This is a genomic window from Pseudomonas sp. YA1, from assembly GCF_058680555.1.
The window spans coordinates 1-23,403 of the sequence record NZ_JBZWBG010000003.1 but is presented as its reverse complement, the minus strand read 5'-3'; the positions used below and the strand labels follow the sequence as shown (position 1 = coordinate 23,403).

17 protein-coding genes and 1 pseudogene are annotated in these 23,403 nt (G+C 65.0%); 6 read left to right on the top strand and 12 right to left on the bottom strand.

Annotated features, from left to right (window positions below):
- Window positions 1-173: 173 nt before the first annotated feature.
- The 8 genes from AC4OR5_RS04430 to AC4OR5_RS04395 all read right to left on the bottom strand — a co-directional run bounded on the left by AC4OR5_RS04430 (window position 174) and on the right by AC4OR5_RS04395 (window position 10,591).
- On the bottom strand, window positions 174-1,541 hold the full coding sequence (locus AC4OR5_RS04430; protein ID WP_003091320.1) for a DUF1329 domain-containing protein: 1,368 nt from the start codon (window positions 1,539-1,541) through the stop codon (window positions 174-176).
- Between the two features lie 58 nt (window positions 1,542-1,599).
- Complete coding sequence (locus AC4OR5_RS04425) at window positions 1,600-3,564, bottom strand: DUF1302 domain-containing protein (protein WP_003110074.1); 1,965 nt, start codon at window positions 3,562-3,564, stop codon at window positions 1,600-1,602.
- 446 nt (window positions 3,565-4,010) lie between these two features.
- Window positions 4,011-6,668, bottom strand: coding sequence for an aminopeptidase N (pepN, locus tag AC4OR5_RS04420; protein WP_058160240.1), 2,658 nt, complete (start codon window positions 6,666-6,668; stop codon window positions 4,011-4,013).
- 18 nt (window positions 6,669-6,686) lie between these two features.
- Window positions 6,687-7,520 (bottom strand): DUF2797 domain-containing protein, encoded by an 834-nt coding sequence (locus AC4OR5_RS04415; protein WP_003091329.1) that lies wholly within the window; start codon window positions 7,518-7,520, stop codon window positions 6,687-6,689.
- A complete protein-coding gene (locus AC4OR5_RS04410; RefSeq protein ID WP_012613886.1) occupies window positions 7,520-7,783 on the bottom strand; it encodes a YeaC family protein in 264 nt (87 codons plus the stop codon). The genes AC4OR5_RS04415 and AC4OR5_RS04410 overlap by 1 nt, the downstream gene beginning before the upstream one ends.
- 83 nt (window positions 7,784-7,866) lie before the next feature.
- A complete protein-coding gene (locus tag AC4OR5_RS04405; RefSeq protein ID WP_003104987.1) occupies window positions 7,867-8,727 on the bottom strand; it encodes a rhomboid family intramembrane serine protease in 861 nt (286 codons plus the stop codon).
- The gene (locus tag AC4OR5_RS04400; RefSeq protein ID WP_003091336.1) at window positions 8,724-9,704 is read right to left on the bottom strand and encodes a metallophosphoesterase; all 981 of its coding nucleotides are present in this window, start codon (window positions 9,702-9,704) and stop codon (window positions 8,724-8,726) included. The genes AC4OR5_RS04405 and AC4OR5_RS04400 overlap by 4 nt, the downstream gene beginning before the upstream one ends.
- Complete coding sequence (locus AC4OR5_RS04395; RefSeq protein WP_003091343.1) at window positions 9,704-10,591, bottom strand: NAD(+) kinase; 888 nt, start codon at window positions 10,589-10,591, stop codon at window positions 9,704-9,706. Before AC4OR5_RS04395 ends, AC4OR5_RS04400 begins: the two co-directional genes overlap by 1 nt.
- A 124-nt stretch (window positions 10,592-10,715) precedes the next feature.
- Here AC4OR5_RS04395 and AC4OR5_RS04390 point away from each other — a divergent pair, with 124 nt between their 5' ends.
- Entirely contained in the window at window positions 10,716-11,681 is a 966-nt protein-coding gene (locus AC4OR5_RS04390) for a DUF1853 family protein (protein WP_003091344.1), read from the top strand.
- Here AC4OR5_RS04390 and AC4OR5_RS04385 read toward each other — a convergent pair whose 3' ends face one another.
- From AC4OR5_RS04385 to AC4OR5_RS04375, 3 genes are all read right to left on the bottom strand, one after another.
- Entirely contained in the window at window positions 11,682-12,581 is a 900-nt protein-coding gene (locus AC4OR5_RS04385; RefSeq protein ID WP_023094586.1) for a 1-aminocyclopropane-1-carboxylate deaminase/D-cysteine desulfhydrase, read from the bottom strand.
- Between the two features lie 37 nt (window positions 12,582-12,618).
- Window positions 12,619-14,058 carry a hypothetical protein gene (locus AC4OR5_RS04380; RefSeq protein WP_023657158.1) on the bottom strand — a complete coding sequence of 480 codons (1,440 nt, stop codon included), beginning with the start codon at window positions 14,056-14,058 and terminating at the stop codon, window positions 12,619-12,621.
- A gap of 336 nt (window positions 14,059-14,394) precedes the next feature.
- Window positions 14,395-16,434: an NADPH-dependent 2,4-dienoyl-CoA reductase gene (locus AC4OR5_RS04375; RefSeq protein WP_003091351.1), complete on the bottom strand. Its 2,040-nt coding sequence runs from the start codon at window positions 16,432-16,434 to the stop codon at window positions 14,395-14,397.
- A 214-nt stretch (window positions 16,435-16,648) separates the two neighbouring features.
- Between AC4OR5_RS04375 and AC4OR5_RS04370 the strand changes: the two genes are divergently transcribed.
- From AC4OR5_RS04370 to AC4OR5_RS04355, 4 genes are all read left to right on the top strand, one after another.
- Window positions 16,649-17,767, top strand: coding sequence for a carbon-nitrogen hydrolase family protein (locus AC4OR5_RS04370; protein WP_003110069.1), 1,119 nt, complete (start codon window positions 16,649-16,651; stop codon window positions 17,765-17,767).
- Window positions 17,764-18,801 (top strand): AraC family transcriptional regulator, encoded by a 1,038-nt coding sequence (locus AC4OR5_RS04365; RefSeq protein WP_003130614.1) that lies wholly within the window; start codon window positions 17,764-17,766, stop codon window positions 18,799-18,801. Before AC4OR5_RS04370 ends, AC4OR5_RS04365 begins: the two co-directional genes overlap by 4 nt.
- 387 nt (window positions 18,802-19,188) lie before the next feature.
- Window positions 19,189-19,641: a hypothetical protein gene (locus AC4OR5_RS04360; protein ID WP_196740514.1), complete on the top strand. Its 453-nt coding sequence runs from the start codon at window positions 19,189-19,191 to the stop codon at window positions 19,639-19,641.
- Window positions 19,638-20,951 (top strand): relaxase/mobilization nuclease domain-containing protein, encoded by a 1,314-nt coding sequence (locus AC4OR5_RS04355; RefSeq protein WP_058160241.1) that lies wholly within the window; start codon window positions 19,638-19,640, stop codon window positions 20,949-20,951. The genes AC4OR5_RS04360 and AC4OR5_RS04355 overlap by 4 nt, the downstream gene beginning before the upstream one ends.
- Before the next feature lie 681 nt (window positions 20,952-21,632).
- Here AC4OR5_RS04355 and AC4OR5_RS04350 read toward each other — a convergent pair.
- On the bottom strand, window positions 21,633-22,337 hold the full coding sequence (locus tag AC4OR5_RS04350) for an abortive infection family protein (RefSeq protein ID WP_158147691.1): 705 nt from the start codon (window positions 22,335-22,337) through the stop codon (window positions 21,633-21,635).
- A 713-nt stretch (window positions 22,338-23,050) separates the two neighbouring features.
- Between AC4OR5_RS04350 and AC4OR5_RS04345 the strand changes: the two are divergent.
- Window positions 23,051-23,403: pseudogene (locus AC4OR5_RS04345) on the top strand (transposase); the annotation flags it as partial.

Genomic DNA, 23,403 nt, shown 5'->3' with positions numbered 1-23,403 from the left:
CGTCCCCGTTGTTGTTATTAGTGGTTCGTGGTGAGCGTTATATAGCCAGCGTTTGGCGACGGAGACAATTGAAGCCACGTTATCTTTTGTTAAGCGTGTAAGCCGTCTGTAACGGGGGATCGGCGCCGCCCTCCTCCCCGGAGGGAAGCGGTCGGCGCCGGCGAGCGGAGCGATCAGCGGGTGCCGCGGCGGCGCAGGGCCGAGGGCTTGAAGTAGGAGTCGTCCGGTATCGCCTGGGTGAAGTCGATGGTACCCGGCTCCTCGTTGTCCAGGTTCTGCACGTGGTAGCGACGCGCCTGCAGGTCGTGGAACACGTCCAGCGCGCTCCAGGTGTACGGCAGGTCGTAGAAGTTCTTCAGGTAGGCCATGGACACCCGCCACAGTTCGCCGCGACCGTCGTACTGGTCGACCACCGCCGCGCTCCAGCTGTCCTCGTCGAGGTACAGGGTGCGCTTGGAGTAGATATGCCGCGCGCCCGGCTTCAGGGTGCCTTCCACCACCCACACGCGGTGCAGTTCGTAGCGGGTGTATTGCGGATCGAGATGGCCCGGCTTGAGCAGTTCCTCGTACTTCACCTCGGGGCTGCTGACCTTGTAGTTGTTGTAGGGAATGTAGATTTCCTTCTTGCCCAGCAGCTTCCAGTCATAGCGGTCCGGCGCGCCGTTGAACATGTCGGTGTCGTCGGCGGTGCGCAGGCCGTCGGCGGCGGCGATCGGCGTGTCGTAGGCAAGGTTCGGCGCACGCCGCACACGGCGCTGGCCGGCGTTGTAGCCCCAGGCCTGGCGCGGCTCCTTGACCTGGTCGAGGGTCTCGTGCACCAGCACCGCGCCGCCGGCCAGGCGCGCCGGGCTCTTGGTGAACGACAGGTAGTAGAACATCAGGTTGTTCAGGTCGGCGAAGCTGCCGCCCTTGAGGTAGTACTTGAACAGCGCTTCCTGCTGCGAGGTCACCAGCGAGTAGCTACCGTTGCGCTGTACCGCGACTTCCGAGGCGCGGCGCACGACATAGGTGCCGCGGTAGCGGGCGACATGGTTCCACAGCGCCTCCACGCCGCTCTTCGGAATCGGGAACGGCACCCCGCCATAGGCGTCGGCGAACCCGTTGCCGCCGTCCAGCAGCCTGGCGCTGGTGGCATTGGCGAAGGTGTTGTCGTACAGCCACTGCGGCGCCGAGCCGGAACGGCGACTGGGGTAGACCGGCATCCGGAAGCTGTCCGGGTAGGTCTTGAACAGCGCCAGCTGACCCGGGGTCAGGTGTTCCCTGTACTGCTCCAGGTTGGCCTTGTCGATGGTGAACAGCGGCTTGTCCGCGGCGAACGGGTCCGGGTGGTGCTGGCCCGGCTTGTAGCCGGCCGGCGCCTGGGTGATGCCGCCGGTCCAGGCGGGAATGCTGCCGGCGGCGTTGCCGGCCTTCTCCGCGCCCAGCGGGGTGAGGCTCGACTTCAGTTGCGCCGCCTCGCCGGCGGAAACGCCGGCCAGCGCGCCGCCGCTGCCCAGTGCCAGCGCCAGGGAAGCGCCGATCAGCAGGTGCTTGTTCAACATGAGGGTTCTCCGTGTGAGGTGCCGGGCGCTCGCGGCGCCCGTGTCGTTATCGGTTCGGTCAGAAGGAATACTTGACGGTCAGGCCGATGTTGTCGCGGTCGCGGATGTTGTTGTTCTGTCCGCCGCCGTAGAACTCGGTGTACTGCAGTTCGCCTTCCAGGCTGTTCAGGTAGGTGGCCTTGACCCCCAGGGTGTAGGCCTTGCGACCTTCGATGAAGTTGCCGGTCTGGTAGGAGTTGCCTTCGAAGTCGTCCTTGTAGACCACGTAGGGCGACACGTTGACCCCGGCGAACACGTCGTTCCAGGTGCCGCTGAGCAGCAGGGTGTAGCCGTAGGCGTTGCGGTTCACCTGGTCGCCACGGTCGCCGCCGGAAACGTACGAGCTGTTGCCGCGCCCGGCGTAGTAGCGGGTGCTGCCGTCGTAGGCGGTGTACTTCAGGCTGCTGCCGCGCAGGTGTTCCGAGGCCAGCTCGGCGACGCCGGTCAACGAGTCGAAGCTCAGCGACGGGCCGAAGTTGTAGATGGTCCCGAGGGAGGTGTTGAACGCCTCGACCCGCTCGTAGTTGTGGATCTGCCCGCCGAGGCCGACCATCTGCCCGCCGACGTTGATCTGCCCGCCGTTGGCGGCTTCCGCCGCACCGTGGGCGAGGTCGCCGATCAGGTCGTTGGTGGCGGCGATGCCGATCGGCAGGTTCGGCCGGTAGGCCAGCTCGCCGAACACCGAGGCGTCGCCCACCGTGGTGTTGAAGCTGAAGCCGTACATGCGGATGTCTTCGGCGAACTCGCGGCGGGCATTGATGTTGCCCATCACGTCGGCGGTCACCAGGCCGTTGGCCAGGGCTTCGGCGAGGTTACCGGCGATCGGCCGCAGGGTGTTGGCCAGCGCCGCCAGGTCGGCCCCGGCATAGTCGCCGATGTCGGCGTACAGGGTCGGCTCCTTGGAGTGGTAGTTGACGAAGTAGAAGCCGAACTCGGTGCTGTTCAGTTCCTCGGCGATGTAGCGGAAGGCCACGCCGAACTGGCCGTCGTTGCGCGCGTTGATGTCCTTGCCGATGGACGACACCTTCATTACGTTGCCGTAGGCCGGGGTCACGCCGTTGGCATAGAGGCCGGTGTTCTTCAGCGCGCCGCTGAGCAGCGGATTGTTGCCCAGCGCCTGGTACAGGCCGATGACGTTGCCGAAGCCGGGCACCGGGGTGTCCAGCGCGGTGCCGGTGAAGTCGCTGTAGCCGGTGTTGCCGCCGTCGGCGAACAGGTCGGTCTCGGAGAAGAAGGTACCGACCGGGTCGAGGCGGGTTTCCTTCCAGTTCCACTGGTAGAAGGTTTCCATCGACAGGTTGTCGGTCAGGCCGATGTTGAAGCTCAGCGCCTCCACCGGCATCAGCACTTCCTTGAGCTCGGAACCGGGCAGGCGGTACTTGGCGGCGTCCACCGGGTTGGTGGTGTTGACCCCGCCACGGTAGAAGATGCCCTCGCCCCAGTTGAACACCTGGCGGCCGAAGCGCGCGCTCAGCGGCATGTTGCCGATGTCCCAGCTGCCGTAGACGTAGGCGTCGAGGATTTCCGCCTTGTGCCCGGCGATGTCGCGGGTCTGGCTGGTGAAACGGTCGTCGTGGGGATAGCTCTGGCTCGGCTGCGATGGATCGTTGTGGCTGTAGTAGTCGTTGCGTTTGTCCATGATCTGGGTGTCATAGAACGCCGTGCCGCGAATGAACACGCCATAGTTGCGCCAGGTCGCCTCCAGGTCCGAGGTGATCTTGTAGACCTCGGAAACCAGGCCGGTATCGAAGTTGCGGTTGCCGTCGTTGGTGTTGATGTCGTTGTTGCTCTTGTCCTGCCCCTGCACCCGCCACAGGGTGCCGTAGGACAGGGTGGTATCGAGCGAACCGGACACCTCGTTGTCGAGGAAGCTGAATTCGACGGCCTGGGCCTGGCCGCCCAGCAGCGGCAGCAGCCCGGCGAAGGCGAAGCCGGCCCGGGCCGGCGCGGAGCGCAGCCGGGGCTGGCGGTTGGGGATGTACATCGGGAACTCACTCCATGTGGTCATGCGTTGGGCGCCGCCACTGCGGGCGGTTCGCCGTTCGGCCGTTTCTCTGCGGCCTTGTTATGGGTGGTCGCGGCGTCACCGGCCTCGCGTCGACGAAAGGGAACCGCGCGACGAGGCAGTGCAACCGGGATGCCAATTCAGCGGAATCCTCCAGGGAATTCAATGGATTGCGACAAAAACAGGACTTCCTGCCAGATGACTGTTCATTCACTGACCAGAAAACAGGAAGTGTCCGACAAAACGCGCCAGGCGAATTCCGCCAATGGCGCGAAAAGTCCCTTCGCAGAGCCTGCGCAGGGTGGTTCGCGAAACACGATTAAGCGGGCTCCATCAATGGAAAACAGTGAAGCGATTCCCAGAAGTAACAAAGGGCGTTACCAGCCAGTGGCCAGTAACACCCTCTTCCGGGAGAAGCTGGCGGATCAGGCCAGGCTCTTGCTCACCACTTCGTAGACGTCGCTGGACAGCTCGCCGGAGGCCAGGATGCGTTCCAGCTCGCCGCGCATCAGCGCCTGCCGCGCCTCGTCGTACTTGCGCCAGCGGGTCAGCGGCACCAGCAGGCGCGAGGCGATCTGCGGGTTGAGTGCGTTGAGCACGATCACCTGGTCGGCGAGGAAGCGATAGCCGGCGCCGTCAGGACGATGGAAGTTGACCAGGTTCTGGTTGGCGAACGCGCCGATCAGCGCGCGCACCTTGTTCGGGTTCTTCAGGGTGAAGGCCGGGTGCTGCATCAGCGCCTGGACCCGCTCCAGCCCGCCCGGCAGCGGCGAGCCGGCCTGCACGCTGAACCACTGGTCCATCACCAGCGGGTCGTCCTTGAAGTAGTCGGCGAACATGGCCAGGGCCTTGCCCTTCTCCGCCTCGAAGCCGGAATTGACCAGCACCGCCAGGGCGGTCAGGCGCTCGGTCATGTTGTCGCAGCCTTCGTACTGCTCCAGGCAGGCGGCGAGGATTTCCTCCCGGCCCGACAGCGACAGGTAGGACAGCGCGATATTCTGCAGGCTGCGCCGGGCGATGTGCGAGGCCTCGGCGAGGTAGGCGGTGTCGCGGGAAATCTTGCGGTTGGCCTGGTAACGCTGCCACAGCGGCTCGAACAGCGCTTCGCCGATACGCTGGCGGGCGAATTCGCGGGCGGCATGGATCGCGTCGACATCGGCGACTTCGCTGATCTCGGTGAGATAGGCCTCGCTGGGCAGCGAGAGCATCTCGGCGACCATCGCCTGGTCCAGCGCCTCGTCCGCCAGAAGGGTGCGGTAGGCCTCGATCAGGCGCGGGTCGAGTACCAGTTGCGCGCCGCGCTGGTGCTGGCCGATCAGCTCCTGCAGGACCTGCACCGAAAGCTGTTGGCCGGCCTCCCAGCGGTTGAAGCCGTCGCTGTCGTGCTGCATGAGGAACAGCAACTGGTCGCGGCTGTAGGGGAAGCTCAGTTTCACCGGCGCGGAGAAGCCGCGCAGCAGCGATGGCAGCGGCTGCTCCGGCACCTCGACGAAGACGAAGCGCTGCTCGGCCTCGGTCACCGCCAGCACGCGGTTGCCGCCCTGGGCCGCGGCCTCGCCTTCCAGGCGCAGCGGGAGTTCGTGGCCCTGGCCGTCGAGCAGGCCCAGCTCCAGCGGGATGACGAAGGGGTCCTTGCTCGGCTGGCCGGGAGTCGGCGGGCAGCTCTGGCGCACCGTCAGGGTGTAGCGGCGGGCGGCGGCGTCGTACTCGCCTTCCACCGCCAGGCGCGGAGTGCCGGACTGGCTGTACCAGCGCTTGAACTGGGTCAGGTCGACGCCATTGGCGTCTTCCATGGCCTTGACGAAATCGTCGCAGGTCACCGCCTGGCCGTCGTGGCGCTGGAAGTACAGGTCCGAGCCCTTGCGGAAGCCTTCGGCGCCGAGCAGGGTGTGGATCATCCGCACCACTTCCGAGCCCTTCTCGTAGACGGTCAGGGTGTAGAAGTTGGAAATCTCGATGAACGAGTCGGGGCGCACCGGATGCGCCATCGGCCCGGCGTCCTCGGCGAACTGGTTGGTGCGCAGGAAGGCGACGTCCTCGACGCGCTTGACCGTGCGCGAGTTCATGTCGGCGGAGAATTCCGAGTCGCGGAATACGGTGAAGCCTTCCTTGAGCGACAGCTGGAACCAGTCGCGGCAGGTCACCCGGTTGCCCGACCAGTTGTGGAAATACTCATGCGCCACCACGCCCTCGACCCGCTGGTGGGCGGCGTCGGTGGCGGTTTCGGCGCGGGCCAGGACGCAACTGGAGTTGAAGATGTTGAGGCCCTTGTTCTCCATCGCGCCCATGTTGAAGTCGTTGACCGCGACGATCATGAAGATGTCCAGGTCGTACTCGCGGCCGTAGACCTCCTCGTCCCAGCGCATCGACTTCTTCAGGCTGTCCATGGCGTGCTGGACCTTGTCGATGTTCTCCGGCTCGACGTAGATGCGCAGCGCCACGTCGCGCTGGCTCATGGTGCGGAAGCTGTCCTCGACGCACCAGAGGTCGCCGGCGACCAGGGCGAACAGGTAGGCCGGCTTCTTGAACGGGTCTTCCCAGGTCGCCCAGTGCCGGCCGTTGCCTTCGGAACCGCTGGCCACCGGGTTGCCGTTGGAGAGCAGCACCGGGTAGCGCTGCTGTTCGGCGCTGACGGTGGTGGTGAAGCGACTCATCACGTCGGGACGGTCGAGGTAATAGGTGATCTTGCGGAAACCCTCGGCCTCGCACTGGGTGCAGAACATCTTGCCGGACTTGTACAGGCCTTCCAGCGCGGTGTTGCTCTCCGGATGGATACGCACCGTGCTCCTGAGGACGAACTCGGCCTGCCGCGGTTGCACCCCGAGCTGCTCGTCGTCCAGTTGGTAGTCGTCCGCGCCGAGCGCCTGGCCGTCCAGTTCGAGCGCCAGCAGCTCCAGTTGCTGACCATGCAGCAACAGCGGCGGCAGGCCGGCGCCGCGCTCGGGGTTGCGCCGCAGCTTCAACTCGGCGTGCACCAGGCTGTGGTCTTCGAACAGTTCGAACTTCAGGTGGGTCTCGTCGATCAGGTAGTCCGGCGCCTGATAGTCCTTGAGGTGGATGACTTTCGGTTGCTCGGTGCGCATGGCTTGTGGCCCTTCTGCTCAGTGATGCACGGCGATCTGGTAGGCCGTGTATTTGCGAATGTTGATCACCCCGGTGTCGAGGATCAGGTACTGGCCCTTGATACCGCGAAGCGTGCCTTCGACGATAGGCGTTTTTTCCAGGTCGAGGCTGGCGACCTTGCTCGGGTAGGCCTCGACCGGGTAGGCGATCTCGAGCGGATCGAGGTCGATAACCGGTTGGATCGCCTGCAGGCCGAAACGTTGCTGCAATTCGCGCAGGCCGTCGGCGCACTGGTCGAACAACTGCTCGCGGACTGCCGCCAGATCGACCGGCTCGGCTTCGCCCTTGAGCATGGCCCGCCAATTGGTGCGGTCGGCGACCTGGCTGCGCAGCAGGTCTTCCACCAGGCCGGACTGCTGGCGGGTGGCCACGCGCAGGATCGGCAGCGCCTGGCGCGCGCCCTGGTCGATCCAGCGGGTGGGAATCTGGCTGGCGCGGGTGATGCCGACCTTCACCCCGGAGGAGTTGGCCAGGTACACCACGTGATCGGTCATGCAGAACCGCTCGCCCCACTCCGGTTCGCGGCAGGTGCCCTGCTCGTAGTGGCACTTCTCCGGGCTGACGATGCAACTGTCGCACTGCGCCAGCCGGGTGAAGCAGGGATAGCAATAGCCCTGGCTGAAACTCTTCTTCGTCTTGCGGCCGCAATGGGTGCAGAAGATGCTGCCGAGGTACTCCAGGCGCAGCGGCCGGCCGATCAGCGGGTTCACCGCGACTTCGCGGTCGTCGAGGCGGAAGGCGTATTGCACGGGAGCATTGCTTTCCAGGCGCGCCGTCATCTTGCTCAGCGCGCCGCGGGCGATTTCTTCCATCAGTGCACGGAGTCCGACTTGAACAGGATGTTCGGGATCGCCTCGTCGGAATGCGAGGAGCAGTGCTGCGGGCCCATGTAGCCGGTGCGCTCCTCCTCGGGGAGGTTCTGCAGCTCCCAGGCGATCACCGCCTGCAGGCAGAGTTCCTTCTGCTCCTGGGTCAGCTTGCGGCCGTCCGGCCACTTGCCGATCTCGATGGCCAGCTTGAGGTTCTGGTAGATCTCTGGAGTGATGTTCTCGATCGCTTGATTGAAGGACGACATGGCCGGCTCCGGTGAAAAGGCGTACCGGCCATTCTACCGGGCCGGGGCCGGCGGCGCACATCGAAGCTGCCGCAGCCCCTCGCTCAACGGCGACGCCGCGCCAGCAGGCCGCCCAGCAAACCGCTGAGGCAACCGACCAGCAGCCCGCCAACGTGCGCGCCGTTGGCGATGGAGCCGAAGCCGAGCAGGTCGATCACCCCGGACAGGCACACCAGCAGCCAGATCAGCATCATCGCCACGACGCCCCTGGGCAGGCGATAGGCCTGGTTCGGCGCCAGGTACTGGAAGATCCAGCAGTGCCCGAGCAGGCCATAGAGCACCCCGGACAACCCGCCGAACAGGCTGGCGCCGCTCACCGCGTACTGCACCACGTTGGACACCAGGCCGAACAGCAGGGTCAGGCCGAGCAGCATCGGGCGGCCCTGGCGGAATTCGATGCGCCGGCCCAGCTCCCAGAACCACATGGCGTTCATCGCCAGGTGCAGCCAGCCGAAGTGGATCAGCATCGGCGTGAACAGCCGCCACCATTGACCCGCCGCCAGGCTCTCGGCCAACGGCGTGAACAGCGCGTACTGGCCCTGGATACGGAAGTCCTGGAAGGTCAGCCAGCGCATCGTCGCGAAGTTGTCGCCAAGGTAGGTGACGGCGGCGACGACGAAGGTCAGCAGCAACACCGCGGCGGTCATCGGGCTCATCCGCAGTTGCCGGACGAAACCCTGCCCCGCCGGTCGCGGCGCGGCCTCCAGGGTCGCCTGCGGATCGCCTTCGGGATAACGCCGGTACAACTCGCGGACCTGCTCGGCGAGCCGCTCGTCGGGCACCCAGAGGACCTGCTGGCCGGATTCCTCGCTGACCCGGTGCGGCACGTTCAGACGCCGCAGCAGGCCGACGAAGCCGGCCAGGTCGACCGACAGGGGAAACTTCAGGACCTGCACCGCGCTCACTCGTCAGCCTCCGGCCGCTTCACTTCGACCCAGACGAACTTGTGCCGGTCCAGGCGGGTTTCCTCATCCAGGCGGTAGGCCGCCAGCTTGCCGTACATCACCGCGCTGTAGTCCAGGCAGGCCAGGTTCGGCCGGATCGGCGCCGGCGTGCCGCGTCGCCAGTAGTGGCCGACGAACAACAGCGGTTCGTCGGCGCCGTAGGTCAGCAGGCTGGACTTCTGCTCCTCGCTGAGCGGCTCGCGGGCGATCGCTTCGGGCAACGCGTCGGGCTGGAAGACGATATCGCCGTAGGTGCGCGGCGCCTCGTCCTCGACCCAGAACTTGGTGCGGAAGAAGGCGCGCGTATAGCCATCGCTGCTGGTCAGCGTGGCACCGTGCGGCAGGCGCATGTCGGTACCGCGCAGCAGGCGGTTGCAGGCCAGGTCGGCGAAGCTGCCGGGCTCCGCCGACTCCTGCAGGAAGGCTTCGCTGATCCGCCCGTCGGGGAACTGCCGGCGCAGGGTCGCGATCAGTTCGCCGTCCCAGCAGGCATGGACCATGCGGAAGCGCCCGGCATCGAGGAACAGCGGCAGTTGCTGGAACCAGCCGAGGAAGTCGCGCCAGTCGGCGTCGTGGCCCTCGAACTGCTCGAGGGTCTCCTTGATCAGCCGGGCATGCCGCGGCGTATGCTCGCGGACGTACTGGCGGCCGCTGCCGGGCGCCGCCGGGGTGCTCCAGCCGAGCGCGTTGAATTCGTGGTTGCCCATGATGCACAGCGCCTCGCCGGCGTCGACCATCGCGTGCACCCGGTGCAGGGCCTCGCGGATGCGCGGGCCGCGGTCGACGATGTCGCCGAGGAACAGCGCCTGGCGCCGCGGATGGCGCCAGACGCCGCCCTGCAGGCGGTAGCCGAGCAGGTCGAGGAGGCGGTCCAGGGTATGCGCGCAGCCGTGGACATCGCCGATCAGGTCGTAGCCACGTCCGGGGTCGAGTTGCATCAGTCGCCTCCGCCCAGGCGGCTGCCCCAGCCGAGCTTGGTCCGGCAGATCTCGTAGTAGTTGTGGTCGATGGGGTGGATCAGGCGCAGCTTCTGCGGCTTCTTGCTGATCGTCACGGTATCGCCGGGGGCGCAGGTGAAATGGTTCTGCCCGTCGCAGGAGACCTGCGGGTAGATCTGCATGTTCGGCGACACGACGATCTTCAGCTCGCTGTTGCCGTCCACCACGATCGGGCGGCTGGAAAGCATGTGCGGGTACATCGGCACGATGACGATGGCATCCAGCTTCGGATGCATGATCGGACCGCCGGCGGACAGCGCGTAGGCGGTGGAACCGGTGGGCGTGGCGACGATCAGGCCGTCGGCCTTCTGGCTGCAGACGAACTGGCCGTCGATATACAGCTCGAACTCGATCATCCGGGTCGACTTGCCCGGGTGCAGGACCACGTCGTTGAGCGCATCGCCCTGCCCCATCGAGTCGATACCGCGACGCACCTGGGCATCGAGGAGGAAGCGGCTCTCGACGATGTACTGGCCGTCCAGCACCTCGCCGACCTTGGCCTCCAGTTCATCCGGGCGGATGTCGGTGAGGAAGCCCAGGCTACCGCGGTTGATCCCCAGCACCGGCACCTTGTGCCGGGCCAGCGCGCGGGCCGCGCCGAGCATGCTGCCATCGCCGCCGACCACCACCACCAGGTCGCAGATCTCACCCATGATCTTCCGCGAGCAGGTCTGCAGGCCGTGTCCGGGCAGGACTTCGGCGATGGTGTCCTCGAGGATCACATGCAGGTGGCGATCGATCAGGAATTTCTTCAGCCGGCGGATGGTGTCCAGCACCTGGGTGCTGCCGAGGCGGCCGATGATGCCGATATTGCGAAAGGGTTCCATGCGGTTCCTGCGAAAAGCTGGCGGGCGGGATAGAGCGGATTATGGGCGAAAGCCGCGGACAGCGGCAAACCCGCGCATGTACGGGAAATCGCCGCGAGTGGCGCAACCCGGCTAACCTCTGGGTATGACGCTGCTGACCGAATTGCTCGACGAATTGCGCCACCCGGCCGTCCGCGACCTGGCCTGGACCCTGCTCGCCCCGCCGTTGCTGCGCCGGACCCCGGAGCCGCAGCGCCATCCGCTCGCCGCCAGCCGCTGGCGCCAGGAGCCGGAGCGCCTGGCCGCCTGGTTGCGCGAACAGGAGCGACAGCCGCAGCATCTCGCCGCCTGGCTCGCGCAGTGGCCACGGCAGCGTCTCGGCCTGTACTACGAACATCTCTGGCAATTCGCCCTGGAACAAGCCCCGGACGTGCGCCTGATCGCCGCCAACCTGCCGGTGCGCGACGGCGGGCATACCCTTGGCGAACTCGACCTGCTGCTGCGGGACGACGACGGCATCCACCACCTGGAACTGGCGATCAAACTCTACCTGGGGCCCCAGTCCGGCCCCGGCGACTGGCTCGGGCCCGGCGGCCAGGACCGCCTGTCACGCAAGCTGGAACACCTCTGCCGACACCAGTTGCCGCTGGCGGCGACCCGCGAGGGTCGCCAGGTGCTGGCCGCCCATGGCGCCGAATCGGCCGTTTCCGCATTGTGGCTGAGCGGCTACCTGTTCCATCCCTGGCCCGGGCCGGGCAGCCTGCCCGCCGACATCGAGCCACGGCATCTGCGTGGCCGCTGGCTCCGCCAGCGCGACTGGCCGGCGTACCTGGCCAGCCTGGCCGGACCGCAGGCCGGGCAGCATTGGCTGCATCTGTCGCGCGAGCACTGGCTGGCGCCGGCCATGCGGCGGCAGGACCCGCTCGACCCACCGCGCGACGGCGCCTGCTGGAACATCGCCTTCGCCGACGAGGCACGTCCGCAAATGCTGGTAAGGGTGGTGCCGCGCGACGGCTACTGGGTAGAGGCCGAGCGCCTGTTCCTGGCCAGCGACGACTGGCCCCCGGGGCTCAGCCTGTGGGGTAGCGCGCGCCAGGCCGCGGATGCCTGATCAGAGCAACGCCAGCAAACGCTCCTGCAATGCCCGGCGGCCCTGCAGGCCTCCGCTGTGCAGCGCCACCAAACGGCTGCCGCGAGCCACCGCGCCGCTCTCCACGGCCTCGCGCAGGGCGAGCAGCAGCTTGCCGGTGTACAGCGGTTCGAGGGCGACGCCGCTGGCCGTCTCGAACTCGACGATGAACCGCGCCAATCGCCCATCGAGGCGGGCGAAACCACCACGGCTGGCGTCCAGCAGGCGATAGCCGGCATCGGCCCAGCCCGCCTCGGCAAGGGTCGCCGCGACCTGGGCGGCGACGCCATGGTCCTCCGGCACCGCCAGCGCGCCCACCACGGGATGCCGCCCGGCCTCGCCGAGCACCAGGCCGGCCAGTGTCGTACCGGTACCGGCGGCCACCCAGATCGCGTCGTAATCGTCCCAGCCGAGCGTCGGCAACTGGGTCGCTATGCGCTCCACCAGTCCGATGCAACCGCGCGCGCCCAGCAGCCCGCCACCGCCCTCGGCGACCGGCAGCAAACCTGGGTAACGTTCCCGCCAGGGAAGCCAGAAGCCGGCGGCATGCCGCTGGCGATAGCCACCGTAGCCGAGCCAGTGCAGTTCCATGCCGAGACTGCGCAGGTCGCGCACCGTCGGCGTATCGACTTCGTGTCCGCGCAACAGGCCGACGCAACGGAAACCGAAACGCGCGCCGGCGCCGGCCAGCGCGTGCAGGTGGTTGGAGTGGGCGCCGCCGAGGCTGATCAGGCCGTCCAGCCCCTGCTCGCGGGCCAGCGCCAGGTGTGGCGCGAGCTTGAACCCCTTGTTGCCGGAGATCAACGGATCGGCCTGGTCCAGGCGCAGCAGCGCCAGTTCTACCCCGGCCCGTTGCAGCCAGTCGAGTTCGAGACGCTGCAAGGGTGTATGCGGTGACCAGTGGGGAAACGGCAAGGAGTCAGCTCACGGTGCGCAGGCGCCCCGTGGTCTTGTGCCGGGCGCAGCAGTTGGTGTCGCCGGCGACGAAGCGCGCCGGGTTGTCGACCCGGTCGAGCGGCAGGTTGCAGCGTTCGCCGCCGGGCAGCAGCGCCTCGCAGCGCGGCTGCTGGAAGTGGTCCAGCCACTGGCGGTACTGGCTCTCGGAGACGAAGCACTTGGCCGCCGCGTAGGCCAGCGGATTGTCCTGGTAACGCGGGATGTCCTGCAAGGGGATGGTCAGGTGCCCGGCGCCGGGATGGTAGGCGACGAATACCACGCCCTGGCCGGATAGACGCTCCAGCAGTTGCTCCGGCCCCAGGGCGGCCAGACGGTCGCGCTCGGCGCGCAGCTCGGCCAGTTCCTGCTCCAGTTGCTGGTCCAGCTCGTTGCGGTAGGCCAGTTCGACGTCGCGGATCGAGACCTGCTCCTTGTAGCCGGCCACCGCCACCGCCACCCGAGCCTCCAGTTCGTCGGCGAACTCCGAGCGCAGCAGGTCGGTCTCGTTGCGCCCCTGGTTCTCGATGAAACGCAGTTGCCGGGTCAGTTCCTCGCGGTTGCGCTGGAACTGCTCGCCCTGCTCCAGCAGACGCTGCTGCAATTCGGCGTTCTCCCGCGCTTGCCGCTCCAGGGCCTGTTGCAGGCTGAGCACTTCGCTGCGCAGGATGTCCAGTTGCCCGCGGGCGTCCTGTTCGCGCCTGGCCAGTTCCTCTTCGTGCTGCCGGGCGAGCCCGGCCAGGCGCTGCTCCTGCTGCCGGGCCAGGGCGGCGAGCTGTTGCCGCTGCTGCTTGACCAGTTGCGCCAGGCGCGCCGCCTGCTCGTCCTCCTGCTTGCGCGGAGGCTCCGCGGGCGCTGCCTTCGGGGCGGCGGGACCGGCGGCGTACCATTGTTCTTCGGCGGCCATCTGCAGCCGCTGCGGCTCCACCGCGGCAGGCTCCTCGTCCACCAGCAGGCCGAGCTGGTTGCGCCTGAGCGCGTCGCGGATGAGTACGAAATGGTTGCGTCCGGCGCTGCTCTCCGGGTCCCACAGGTGCATCTGGTGCCAGGACACCGGGCACTGGCTGCGACAGGCCAGGCGGATCGGCCCGCCGCCCATGTCGGGGCCGCGTCCGGCGCGTTCGGCGAGGTTGCGCAGAGGCAGGTTCCAGCCGGTGTCGGCGCCGCCCTGCTCGTCGAAATCGAGATAGAAGAACACCGCCGCCCGCGCCTGCAGGCGCGGATTGATCAACACATAAGCCAGGTGCATCTGCCGGTCGGCGTATTCCGGCATGCGCACCAGGCCATCGAGCAGCGCCTCGAATTCGGGATACAGCATTTCCTTGCAGACGCCGCTGTCGTTGAAGAACAGCACGGCCTCCGCCATCTGTGGCTTTTTCTGCATGCTCATCGCTAACCCTCGAACGCCTGGCGAGGCGGCCCGCATCCGGCAGTTCCCATCTGGCATGTCACCTGAAAAACAGGCGCTATCTCGTTGTTCGGGCAAGTCTAGGGGAAAAAATGTCGCGGGCAATGTGACTGGGTTGGCAGACACCCGGGCGATGCCGGACGGCCCGCCGAGCGGTAGGGGAAATTGTGAAGCGGTCGGGTTTTGAGCGGACGGAGATCACCGTGGCAGAGCGCCACCGTTCACCAAACCGGTGCGCAGCGCCCCGCCGCGCCGACGAGCGCGGACAGGGACGATACGCAGAACCTGTGCGAGCTGGAGAAAAGCCGTTTTCAACGCAGTTTCTCCGCTACGCAACAGATCGCGGACAGGTTCTCAGAGTTCGGCAGCCAGGCGCGAACCCTGGTTGATGGCGCGCTTGGCATCCAGCTCGGCGGCGACATCGGCGCCGCCGATCAGGTGCACGCTCCGGCCGGCCGCCAGCAGGCCGTCCTGCAACTCGCGCAGTGGGTCCTGGCCGGCGCAGACGATCACGGTATCCACCGGCAGCACCTGCGGCTCGCCCTCGGCAACGCGGATATGCAGGCCGGCGTCGTCGATCCCGAGATACTCCACGGCATTCACCATCTGCACCTGCTTGTTCTTCAGGCCGGCGCGATGGATCCAGCCGGTGGTCTTGCCGAGGCCGTCGCCGACCTTGCTCTTCTTGCGTTGCAGGAGGAACACCTGGCGCGCTGCCGGATGCACCTCGGCCTTGACCCCGGCGATGCCGCCGCGGGCCTCCAGGCGGGTATCGATCCCCCACTGCTTCCAGAACGCTTCGCGCTCCAGGCTGGTGGACGGACCGGCATGGGTGATGAATTCGGAGACGTCGAAGCCGATGCCGCCGGCGCCGATCACCGCCACCTTGCCGCCCACCGGCTTGCGCTCGAGGATCGCATCCAGGTAGCTGATCACCTTCGGATGCTCGATGCCAGGGATCGCCGGCGTGCGCGGAACGATGCCGGTGGCGAGGACGATCTCGTCATAACCGCCCGCAACCAGGTCGTCCACGCCGACCCGGCGGTTCAGGTGCAGCTCGACGCCGGTGCTCTCCAGCTTGTTGCGGAAGTAGCGCAGGGTCTCGTGGAACTCTTCCTTGCCGGGAACCCGCTTGGCCACGTTGAACTGCCCGCCGATCTCGCCGGCGGCGTCGAACAGGCTGACCCGGTGCCCACGCTCGGCGGCCACGGTGGCGGCGGCCAGGCCGGCCGGACCGGCGCCGACCACGGCGATCTTCTTCGGCCTGGCGGTGGGAATGTAGTTCAGCTCGGTTTCGTGGCAGGCGCGCGGGTTGACCAGGCAACTGGTCAGCTTGCCGCCGAAGGTGTGGTCGAGGCAGGCCTGGTTGCAGCCGATGCAGGTGTTGATCCGTTCAGCGTGGCCGGCGGCGGCCTTGTTGACGAAGTCCGGGTCGGCGAGGAACGGCCGGGCCATGGAGACCATGTCGGCATCGCCCTCGGCCAGGACCTTCTCCGCCACCTCGGGAGTGTTGATGCGGTTGGTGGTGATCAGCGGGATGCCGACCTCGCCACGCAGCTTGGCGGTGACCTTGGTGAAGGCCGCGCGCGGCACCTTGGTGGCGATGGTCGGGATGCGCGCCTCGTGCCAGCCGATACCGGTGTTGATCAGGGTCGCGCCGGCCTTCTCGACGGCCTTGGCCAGCAGCACGATCTCGTCCCAACTGCTGCCGCCCTCGACCAGGTCGAGCATCGACAGGCGATAGATGATGATGAAGTTCGGCCCCACCGCCTCGCGCACCCGGCGGACGATCTCCACCGGCAGGCGCATGCGGTTCTCGTAGCTGCCGCCCCAGCGGTCGGTGCGCTGGTTGGTGTGCTGCACGAGGAACTGGTTGATGAAGTAGCCTTCCGACCCCATGATCTCGACGCCATCGTAGCCGGCGACCTGGGCCAGGCTGGCGCAATTGACGAAGTCGGCGATCTGCTTCTCGATGCCTTCCTCGTCGAGTTCCTTGGGCTTGAACGGATTGATCGGCGCCTGGATCGCGCTCGGCGCTACCTGCTTCGGGCTGTAGGCGTAGCGGCCGGCATGCAGGATCTGCATGCAGATCTTGCCGCCCGCCTCATGCACCGCCTGGGTCACGATCCTGTGCTTCTCCGCCTCTTCCGGCGTGCTCAGCTTGGCCGCGCCGGAATACACGCCGCCCTCTTCGTTCGGGCCGATGCCGCCGGTGACCATCAGGCCGACGCCGCCACGGGCGCGTTCGGCGAAATACGCCGCCATGCGCTCGAAGCCCTGCGGCTTCTCTTCCAGGCCAGTGTGCATGGACCCCATCAGGGTGCGGTTGCGCAGGGTGGTGAAGCCGAGGTCCAGCGGGGCGAGCAGGTGCGGATAGGGAACGGCGGCGGTCATCGGGGGTCTCCACATCGGGCGAAACGCGTTCACGGATATGCCGCGGCCTCGGGCGCAATGCGCGGGACGGGCAGCGGTCGGTATGGCGACGACTCTAAGGAGCGCCACCGGAGCGCTCAATGATCCTAAATGACAAGTTACTGATCGGAATGCACAGGGATGCTTGGCAAGCCGACGCCACTCCCCTACCCTGTGGGCTGCCTTGGAGACCCGCATGCGCAAGCTGATCTTCCTGATCCTCATCACCCTCTTCGCCGCCTACGCCGGCTGGGCCGAACGCCGCCCGGTAGGCCACTACCTGTCCGACCTGCGCAGCCAGGTCAGCGTGGTCCAGGGCCAGCCCGGCGAGCGCGGCAACCTGCTGGCGGTCCAGCCGGAACTGTTCACGCCGGACTACCAGAGCGCCGAACGGTTGCAGCTGAAATTCCACGCCTACCTGGAAAATGCCCGCCGCCAGGGCCTGCTCAACGAGCGCACGGTGGTGGTGTTCCCCGAGCATGTCGGCACCTGGCTGGTGGCCAGCGGCGAGAAGCCCGAGGTCTATGCCGCCGCCGACTGGCCCACGGCGATGGACTGGATGGCCGCGAGCAACCCGCTGAAGGTGGCGCGCGGCTGGATCACCGCGCGCGGCGAACAGCGTCTCACCGACACCCTGTTCCGGATGAAGGCGGTGGACATGGCCCACGACTACCAGACCCTGTTCGGCGGGCTCGCCCATGATTTCAAGGTGACGGTGGTCGCCGGCTCCATCGTCCTGCCCGACCCCGAGGTCGAGGACGGCGAGCTGCGTCCCGGCACCGGCCAGTTGTACAACGTCAGCCTGACCTTCGGTCCCGACGGCCGGCCGCTCGGCCAGCCGCAACGCAAGGTATTCCCGACCCGCCACGAACTGAGCTACCTCAACAACGGTCGCGGCGAGCGCCTGCAGGTGCTGGATACGCCGGCAGGACGCCTGGGCGTGCTGATCGGCACCGACAGCTGGTACCCGGACACCTACGCCACCCTGGTCGAACAGCGCGTCGAACTGCTGGCGATCCCCGCCGCCCTGAACCAGAGCGGTCGCTGGCAGCAGCCCTGGCCCGGCTTCGATGCCGAGCTGGTTCCCGGCGACGTGCGCCTGGCGCCGAACAGCCTGAGCAACGCCGAGGCCTGGCAGCGCCTGGCGGTCGGCGAGCGCCTGCTGGCCAGCGGTGCACGCGGCGGCGCCGTGGCCTTCGCCCATAGCCGCCTGTGGAACGTCACCGAAGACGGCCAGAGCCTGCTCGGCTCGCCGCAGGGCATGCGCCAGGCCAATCCCGGCGGCGGTGCGCAACTGGTCAATCTCTGGCTATGAGCGCGCCCCGGGTTCGCCTCGGCGACCTCTCGGTCGGCTTCGTCCAGGCGCTGGCCGACGCCCTGCTCGCCGCCGGCGTCGAGCCCGCGCCACTGCTCGAGCAGTACGGGCTCGACCAGCGGCGCCTGGCCGAACCCGGGGCGCGCCTGTCGATCCCCCGCTACATGCGTCTCGGCCACGCTGCCATCCAGCTCAGCGGCGATCCCGCCCTCGGCCTGCAGATGGGCCGCCTGAGCCGTCTCGGACAGATGGGCCTGGCCGGCGTCAGCGTCGCCCAGGCGCCCAACCTGCGCGCCGCCGCGCGGGCGATGATCCACCTGGAACCGCTTTACGCGCAGAACTACCGGGGCCAGTCGAGCCTGGTGGAAGACGCCGGCGGCGCCTGGCTGCGCTTCTATTCGATCAGCCCCTACAACGCCTACAACCGCTTCGTCGTCGATTCGGTGCTGGCGGGCTGGATCAGCCATCTCGGCGCCCTGGCAAGGCAGCCGTTGAAAGCAGAACGAGTGGAGATCGAATATCCAGCGCCGCCTTGGGCCGAGCGCTACGAGGCATTCTTCGGCTGCCCGGTGGAATTCGGCGCGCCGACCAACCAGTTGCGCCTGAGCCAGGCCAGCCTGGCCCTGGCGAATGCCGAGCACTGTCCGAGCACCTGGAACCAGATGCTGGAACTCTGCAACCGCGAACTGGAGCAGTTGACCCGCACCCGCAGTTGGCGCGAGCGCGTCAGCCGCCTGCTGGGGCCGATGCTCAATGGCCGCGAGCCGGACCTCGAGGAAGTCGCCGCGCGCCTCAAGTTGCCGACCTGGACCCTGCGGCGCAAGCTGGCCGAGGAAGGCACGCAGTTCCGCAGCATCCTCAACGACACCCGCCGCGACCTGGCGATGGTCTACATCCGCGAGACCGACCTGGCTTTCGGCGAAATCGCCTACCTGCTCGGCTTCGCCTCGGCGGAAGCCTTCCAGCGCGCCTTCAAGCGCTGGAGCGGGCAGACGCCCGGCGAATTCCGCCGCGCCCAGCGACAGAGCGCCTGATCACATCTCGGTGGCGTCGTCCGCCGGCTCCGGCAGGTCGCATTCGGCGGCGTGCTGCTCCAGCAGTTCTTCCTGGTAGTCGTCCATCGCGGATCACCTTTCGTTCGTCTGTGTCTTTCAGCTGTAGACGAGGAAGATGACAGCGGGATTACCGCGCGCGGACCGACGGAGCAGGAAACCCGGCAAACAAGGAGAAAACGGAAGACGCAGGGGACGACGGAAACGAAAAAAGCGGCCATTGGCCGCTTTCTTCGTGGCTCACCCCGCCTTGGCGTGGTGAAGATGTATGGCGCACCTCGACGAAGAAACGTCGAACCGCCTTTTCGATACCTTGGAGGAATGGAACGCGCTTTTGAAGCGCAATAGCCCTGCTCCATAGGTGCCGCCATGAATCATTTTGATGATGTGTCGGCCCCCACGATTTCCGGGCTTTTCAAGGATGCGGTCGGGCCTGATCCGGCCCTGAGCAAGCGTAAAACGCCGCCTCCGTTCTCCCTGCGTCTGAGCTGGGAGGAACGGGCGCAACTGGAAGAGGAAGCCGGATGTATGCCCCTTGGGGCCTATATCCGGGAGCGGTTGTTTAACGGCTCATCCCCGCCCCCTCGGCGGCGGAAAAACAGGCCTCTGAAGGATCAACAGGCATTGGCCAAGGTGCTGGGCGAGCTGGGACGCTCCCGGCTCTCCAGCAACCTGAATCAACTGGCCAAGGCCGCCCATACCGGGTCATTGCCTGTCGCCAAGGAAATAGAGGCAGAATTGCTGGAGGCCTGTGAGGCCGTCCGGGCAATACGCAACGACCTTATGAGCGCCCTCGGCCTGCGTGGGGAGGATGCGCCATGATCCTCAAGGGAAGCCAGCGCGGGGGAGCCAAACAGCTCGCCCGCCACCTGCTCAATACCGCAGAGAATGAGCATGTCCATGTGCATGACATCCGGGGATTCATGGCCGATGACCTGGAGGCGGCCTTTCAGGAGGCCTACGCGATTAGCCGTGGCACCCGTGCCCGGCAATTCCTGTTCTCGCTGAGCATGAATCCACCACTACAGGAAAATGTTCCCACGCATACCTTTGAGATGGCTATCGAGGCCGTGGAACAAAAGCTGGGGCTGAATGGCCAGCCCCGCGCGGTGGTCTTCCACGAGAAAGAAGGCCGTCGCCATGCGCATGTCGTCTGGTCGCGGATCGACACCGAACAGATGAAGGCCATTAACCTTCCGCACTACAAGCTGAAGCTCCGGGATATATCCAAACAGCTTTATCTTGAAAACGGCTGGCAGATGCCACGGGGTTTCATGGACAGCCGGGAGCGCGACCCGGCGAACTTCACCCTGAACGAATGGCAACAGGCCAAGCGTGGCGGTCATGACCCCAAAGCTCTGAAACGGATGTTTCAGGAATGCTGGGCTATTGCCGATTCCCGTCAGGCGTTCGCCAAGGCTCTGAAAGAGCGCGGTTATACGCTGGCCCGTGGCGACCGCCGTGGGCATGTGGCTGTGGACTTCCGGGGCGAGGTTTACGCCATCGCCAAGTATGTCGGTGTTCGGGCCAAGGAGGTGAAAGCCCGCCTTGGTGATGTCGCCGACCTGATGTCGGTGGATCAGGCCAAGCAGGCGCATGCGGAGCGGATGACGGCTATGCTCCGCGAGCATATCCAGATGCTTGAAGCCCTCCACAAACGGCAAGCCAGCACGCTCCAGCAACGCCGCAAAGAGACTGTCCAGCGCCAGCGCGAACAACGGGCGGAACTGGAGAAAGCGCACAAGGCACGCCAGGCGCAAGAGACCCAGCAACGCACCCGGCGTTTCTCCACCGGGGCTCGGGGCGTGTGGGATTGGATGACGGGCAAGCACGCCCGTATCCGCCGCCAGAATGAGCAAGAAGCCCTGCTCAACTGGCAACGGGATCGGGCCGAACGGGAACGCCTGATCTTCAAGCAAATTGAGGATCGGCGGCTACTGCACGCGGAAATCCGTCAGATGAAGCAGGAGCACACCCAGCAGGTTGCCGAGCTTCACCGGGACATTGCGGATTACCTTGAACGTCCCGCCTCTCACTCCCTGGACTTGAAGGGGCATTTTGGGCGTGGGCATAGCCCGGTAAACGATAATGGCCGAGAGCGTCCAGACCGGGGCATGGAATTGGGCCGATAAAACAAAAGCCACCTCAGTTGAGGTGGCTTTTGACTTTGGCGCGGTGACAGCCAGTCAAACAGGCCTGTAATCTCAAGAGCCGAAACCATATCAGGATAGTGTATGGGCGATAATCAAGTTTTGAATGTGGTGATGAGCTCGGCAAGCCTCGTAATATCTCTGGCGCTATTGTTAATCCATCTGAAAAATAGGAAGACCCAGCTCAGGGCTTATTTTTTATCCAGAGAGACATACAGAAGTAGTATTGTTGTCCTGGACTATGTGGCAAGTGAGCAATTGGATGAGAACGTGCTTCTCAAACTTGTCTTGTTCAGTCCGGGCTCGGTTGCTACGGTAATTCGGTCACTGACGCTATACAGGAAATGTGAATCAAGATTCTTCTTGCTCCGTGCCTTTGGAATTACCGAATGGCGACAAGTTCGGGAGGCCACATGGTGGCCAGTGAGCGACCCCAACTGTAAAGAGCAAAAATATCTTGCAGACGAATACCGTAGCCTTTACGTCGACTCTCATCGTGACATATACGTTCTATTTCCTGGGCTTATCGACCGAAATGAGTATAAGTTCGAGGTCAAGACCAACCACGGTAGTTGCTCTACGGAGTCCACCATAGATGCAACAAAAATTTACTTTTCGCATGCTTTCAGGCAGTGGTTTCACGAAAAATAAATCTCGGGGAGATTAAGTCTCCCCGTTCTCAAATTCCTCCAATAGAAACAAAGCCGCTGCCCCAGCCAGGTTCACACAGAACCCTGCCTCACTGACAGTCGGCGGCATACTGTTTGATGCAGCTCCATGCGCGTCGCCATGATTGTTTCGCATCTCACCTATGCCCCAAATGATTGTGTTGAGACCATTAATGGTTTTCTCAATCGGCTTTCCTTTGATCTCGATCCCAAGAAAATTAATTGCCTGATTAAACAATTCTTTGTTGTTTTCAGAGGGGTTTCCGCCTCGTTGTTCAACGATCCATTTCAACGTGGCCTCAAGCAGGCTTCTGGCAGCAGTAATTGCCCCGCTGGGGTCTGTTATACGACGATGAAGGGCTTTTTCCCATCTCTCTCGAATACTGTAGCTTGGAATACGGTTAAGAATATCAGCAAGCGCTTCATCGGCTGGTGTTGGCTGGCCTGAAAGCTCAATTAGGGCTTGCTCACCCGGGAATGTCAGTCCGCCATCAACCAATATACAGCTATAAAAACGCTGCCCGCTCATAGACTCCATATGAGGCATGATTCTAAAGATATACCCCTTGTTATGGGCATGAACTACTGTTTTTGCTATGGCTTGAAATCTCTGAATGTCACCATCAGCACTGCTACTAGGGTCAAATGATGTAACGCCGCGCTTAACCTCTCGCAAAATCTCATGCAGCAACATGTCCATGCTCAATTTCTTCCTCATCGATAATTCTGAACTTAAACGTCATGAATACAGAAAAAGACACTCCCACTATAGCACTTGGCTTGTAAAGCGATGGGGCTCCGGGGAGAGCGCAGTCTCCCCGGTCGCAATCCAACCGCGATGAGGTTGGCGCGCATCCAATCCGCGCAGGGTTGGACGATGGGGTTCCAAGGGGAGTGCGGACATCTCCACCTTGGTCATGGGGTGTCGGGGAGCCTGAAAGCACCCTGACTGGTGATGCAACGGCCAGACGTTGCACGGACGCAGATGGCATTCATGCCTGAATGCGTCCGTATGCAGGGGGTATCCAACAGGGGGCGGCACGCCCCCTTTGGCAAGATAGGGTGTTGTACTACAACACACATCTTGCGGTTACGGGTTAAGGCTGGAAAGCGCTGTAGTACAACAGAGGTTCACTGGGAGGCTTTTCCCCGTCTGAGGTCTCGCAGGAAGTCCAATGAGCGGTCTCTTGGTGGAATGCCGGGAATGCTTCTGATGAGGTTGTCCATTGGGTTATCTGGGTGTTCGTAGATCAGATGCGTACCGCTGGTGAACGCCTCAATGAGGTTGGGGCGCTCCGATCTGTAGAACAGCGCCCCTTTTGAGTAAACCTGAACAGCATGGTTACAGTGTAGTGGTCTACTGATCCCGGACACCGATTTAGGCGAGAATCCTCGCCGTGAGAGAGGTGTCTGATGAGCAAGCAACGACGTACGTTTTCCGCCGAGTTCAAACGAGAGGCCGCGGCCCTGGTGTTGGACCAAGGCTACAGCCATATCGACGCCTGCCGTTCGCTGGGGGTGGTGGATTCGGCCTTGCGCCGTTGGGTGAAGCAGCTCGAGGCGGAGCGCCAGGGTGTGACCCCGAAGAGCAAGGCGTTGACGCCTGAGCAGCAAAAGATCCAGGAGCTGGAAGCCCGGATCAACCGGTTGGAGCGGGAGAAAGCGATATTAAAAAAGGCTACCGCTCTCTTGATGTCGGACGAACTCGATCGTACGCGCTGATAGACCAGTTGAGTGAGCAGGAGTCGGTGGAAGTGGTCTGTTCA

Excerpts from the sequence above, each read along its gene's own strand:
- AC4OR5_RS04430 (WP_003091320.1), bottom strand. The coding sequence starts at position 1,541 with ATGTTGAACAAGCACCTGCTGATCGGCGCTTCCCTGGCGCTGGCACTG.
- AC4OR5_RS04425 (WP_003110074.1), bottom strand. The coding sequence starts at position 3,564 with ATGTACATCCCCAACCGCCAGCCCCGGCTGCGCTCCGCGCCGGCCCGG.
- pepN (WP_058160240.1), bottom strand. The coding sequence starts at position 6,668 with ATGCGCACCGAGCAACCGAAAGTCATCCACCTCAAGGACTATCAGGCG.
- AC4OR5_RS04415 (WP_003091329.1), bottom strand. The coding sequence starts at position 7,520 with ATGGAAGAAATCGCCCGCGGCGCGCTGAGCAAGATGACGGCGCGCCTG.
- AC4OR5_RS04410 (WP_012613886.1), bottom strand. The coding sequence starts at position 7,783 with ATGTCGTCCTTCAATCAAGCGATCGAGAACATCACTCCAGAGATCTAC.
- AC4OR5_RS04400 (WP_003091336.1), bottom strand. The coding sequence starts at position 9,704 with ATGCAACTCGACCCCGGACGTGGCTACGACCTGATCGGCGATGTCCAC.
- AC4OR5_RS04395 (WP_003091343.1), bottom strand. The coding sequence starts at position 10,591 with ATGGAACCCTTTCGCAATATCGGCATCATCGGCCGCCTCGGCAGCACC.
- AC4OR5_RS04390 (WP_003091344.1), top strand. The coding sequence starts at position 10,716 with ATGACGCTGCTGACCGAATTGCTCGACGAATTGCGCCACCCGGCCGTC.
- AC4OR5_RS04380 (WP_023657158.1), bottom strand. The coding sequence starts at position 14,058 with ATGCGGGCCGCCTCGCCAGGCGTTCGAGGGTTAGCGATGAGCATGCAG.
- AC4OR5_RS04375 (WP_003091351.1), bottom strand. The coding sequence starts at position 16,434 with ATGACCGCCGCCGTTCCCTATCCGCACCTGCTCGCCCCGCTGGACCTC.
- AC4OR5_RS04370 (WP_003110069.1), top strand. The coding sequence starts at position 16,649 with ATGCGCAAGCTGATCTTCCTGATCCTCATCACCCTCTTCGCCGCCTAC.
- AC4OR5_RS04365 (WP_003130614.1), top strand. The coding sequence starts at position 17,764 with ATGAGCGCGCCCCGGGTTCGCCTCGGCGACCTCTCGGTCGGCTTCGTC.
- AC4OR5_RS04360 (WP_196740514.1), top strand. The coding sequence starts at position 19,189 with ATGAATCATTTTGATGATGTGTCGGCCCCCACGATTTCCGGGCTTTTC.
- AC4OR5_RS04355 (WP_058160241.1), top strand. The coding sequence starts at position 19,638 with ATGATCCTCAAGGGAAGCCAGCGCGGGGGAGCCAAACAGCTCGCCCGC.
- AC4OR5_RS04350 (WP_158147691.1), bottom strand. The coding sequence starts at position 22,337 with ATGGACATGTTGCTGCATGAGATTTTGCGAGAGGTTAAGCGCGGCGTT.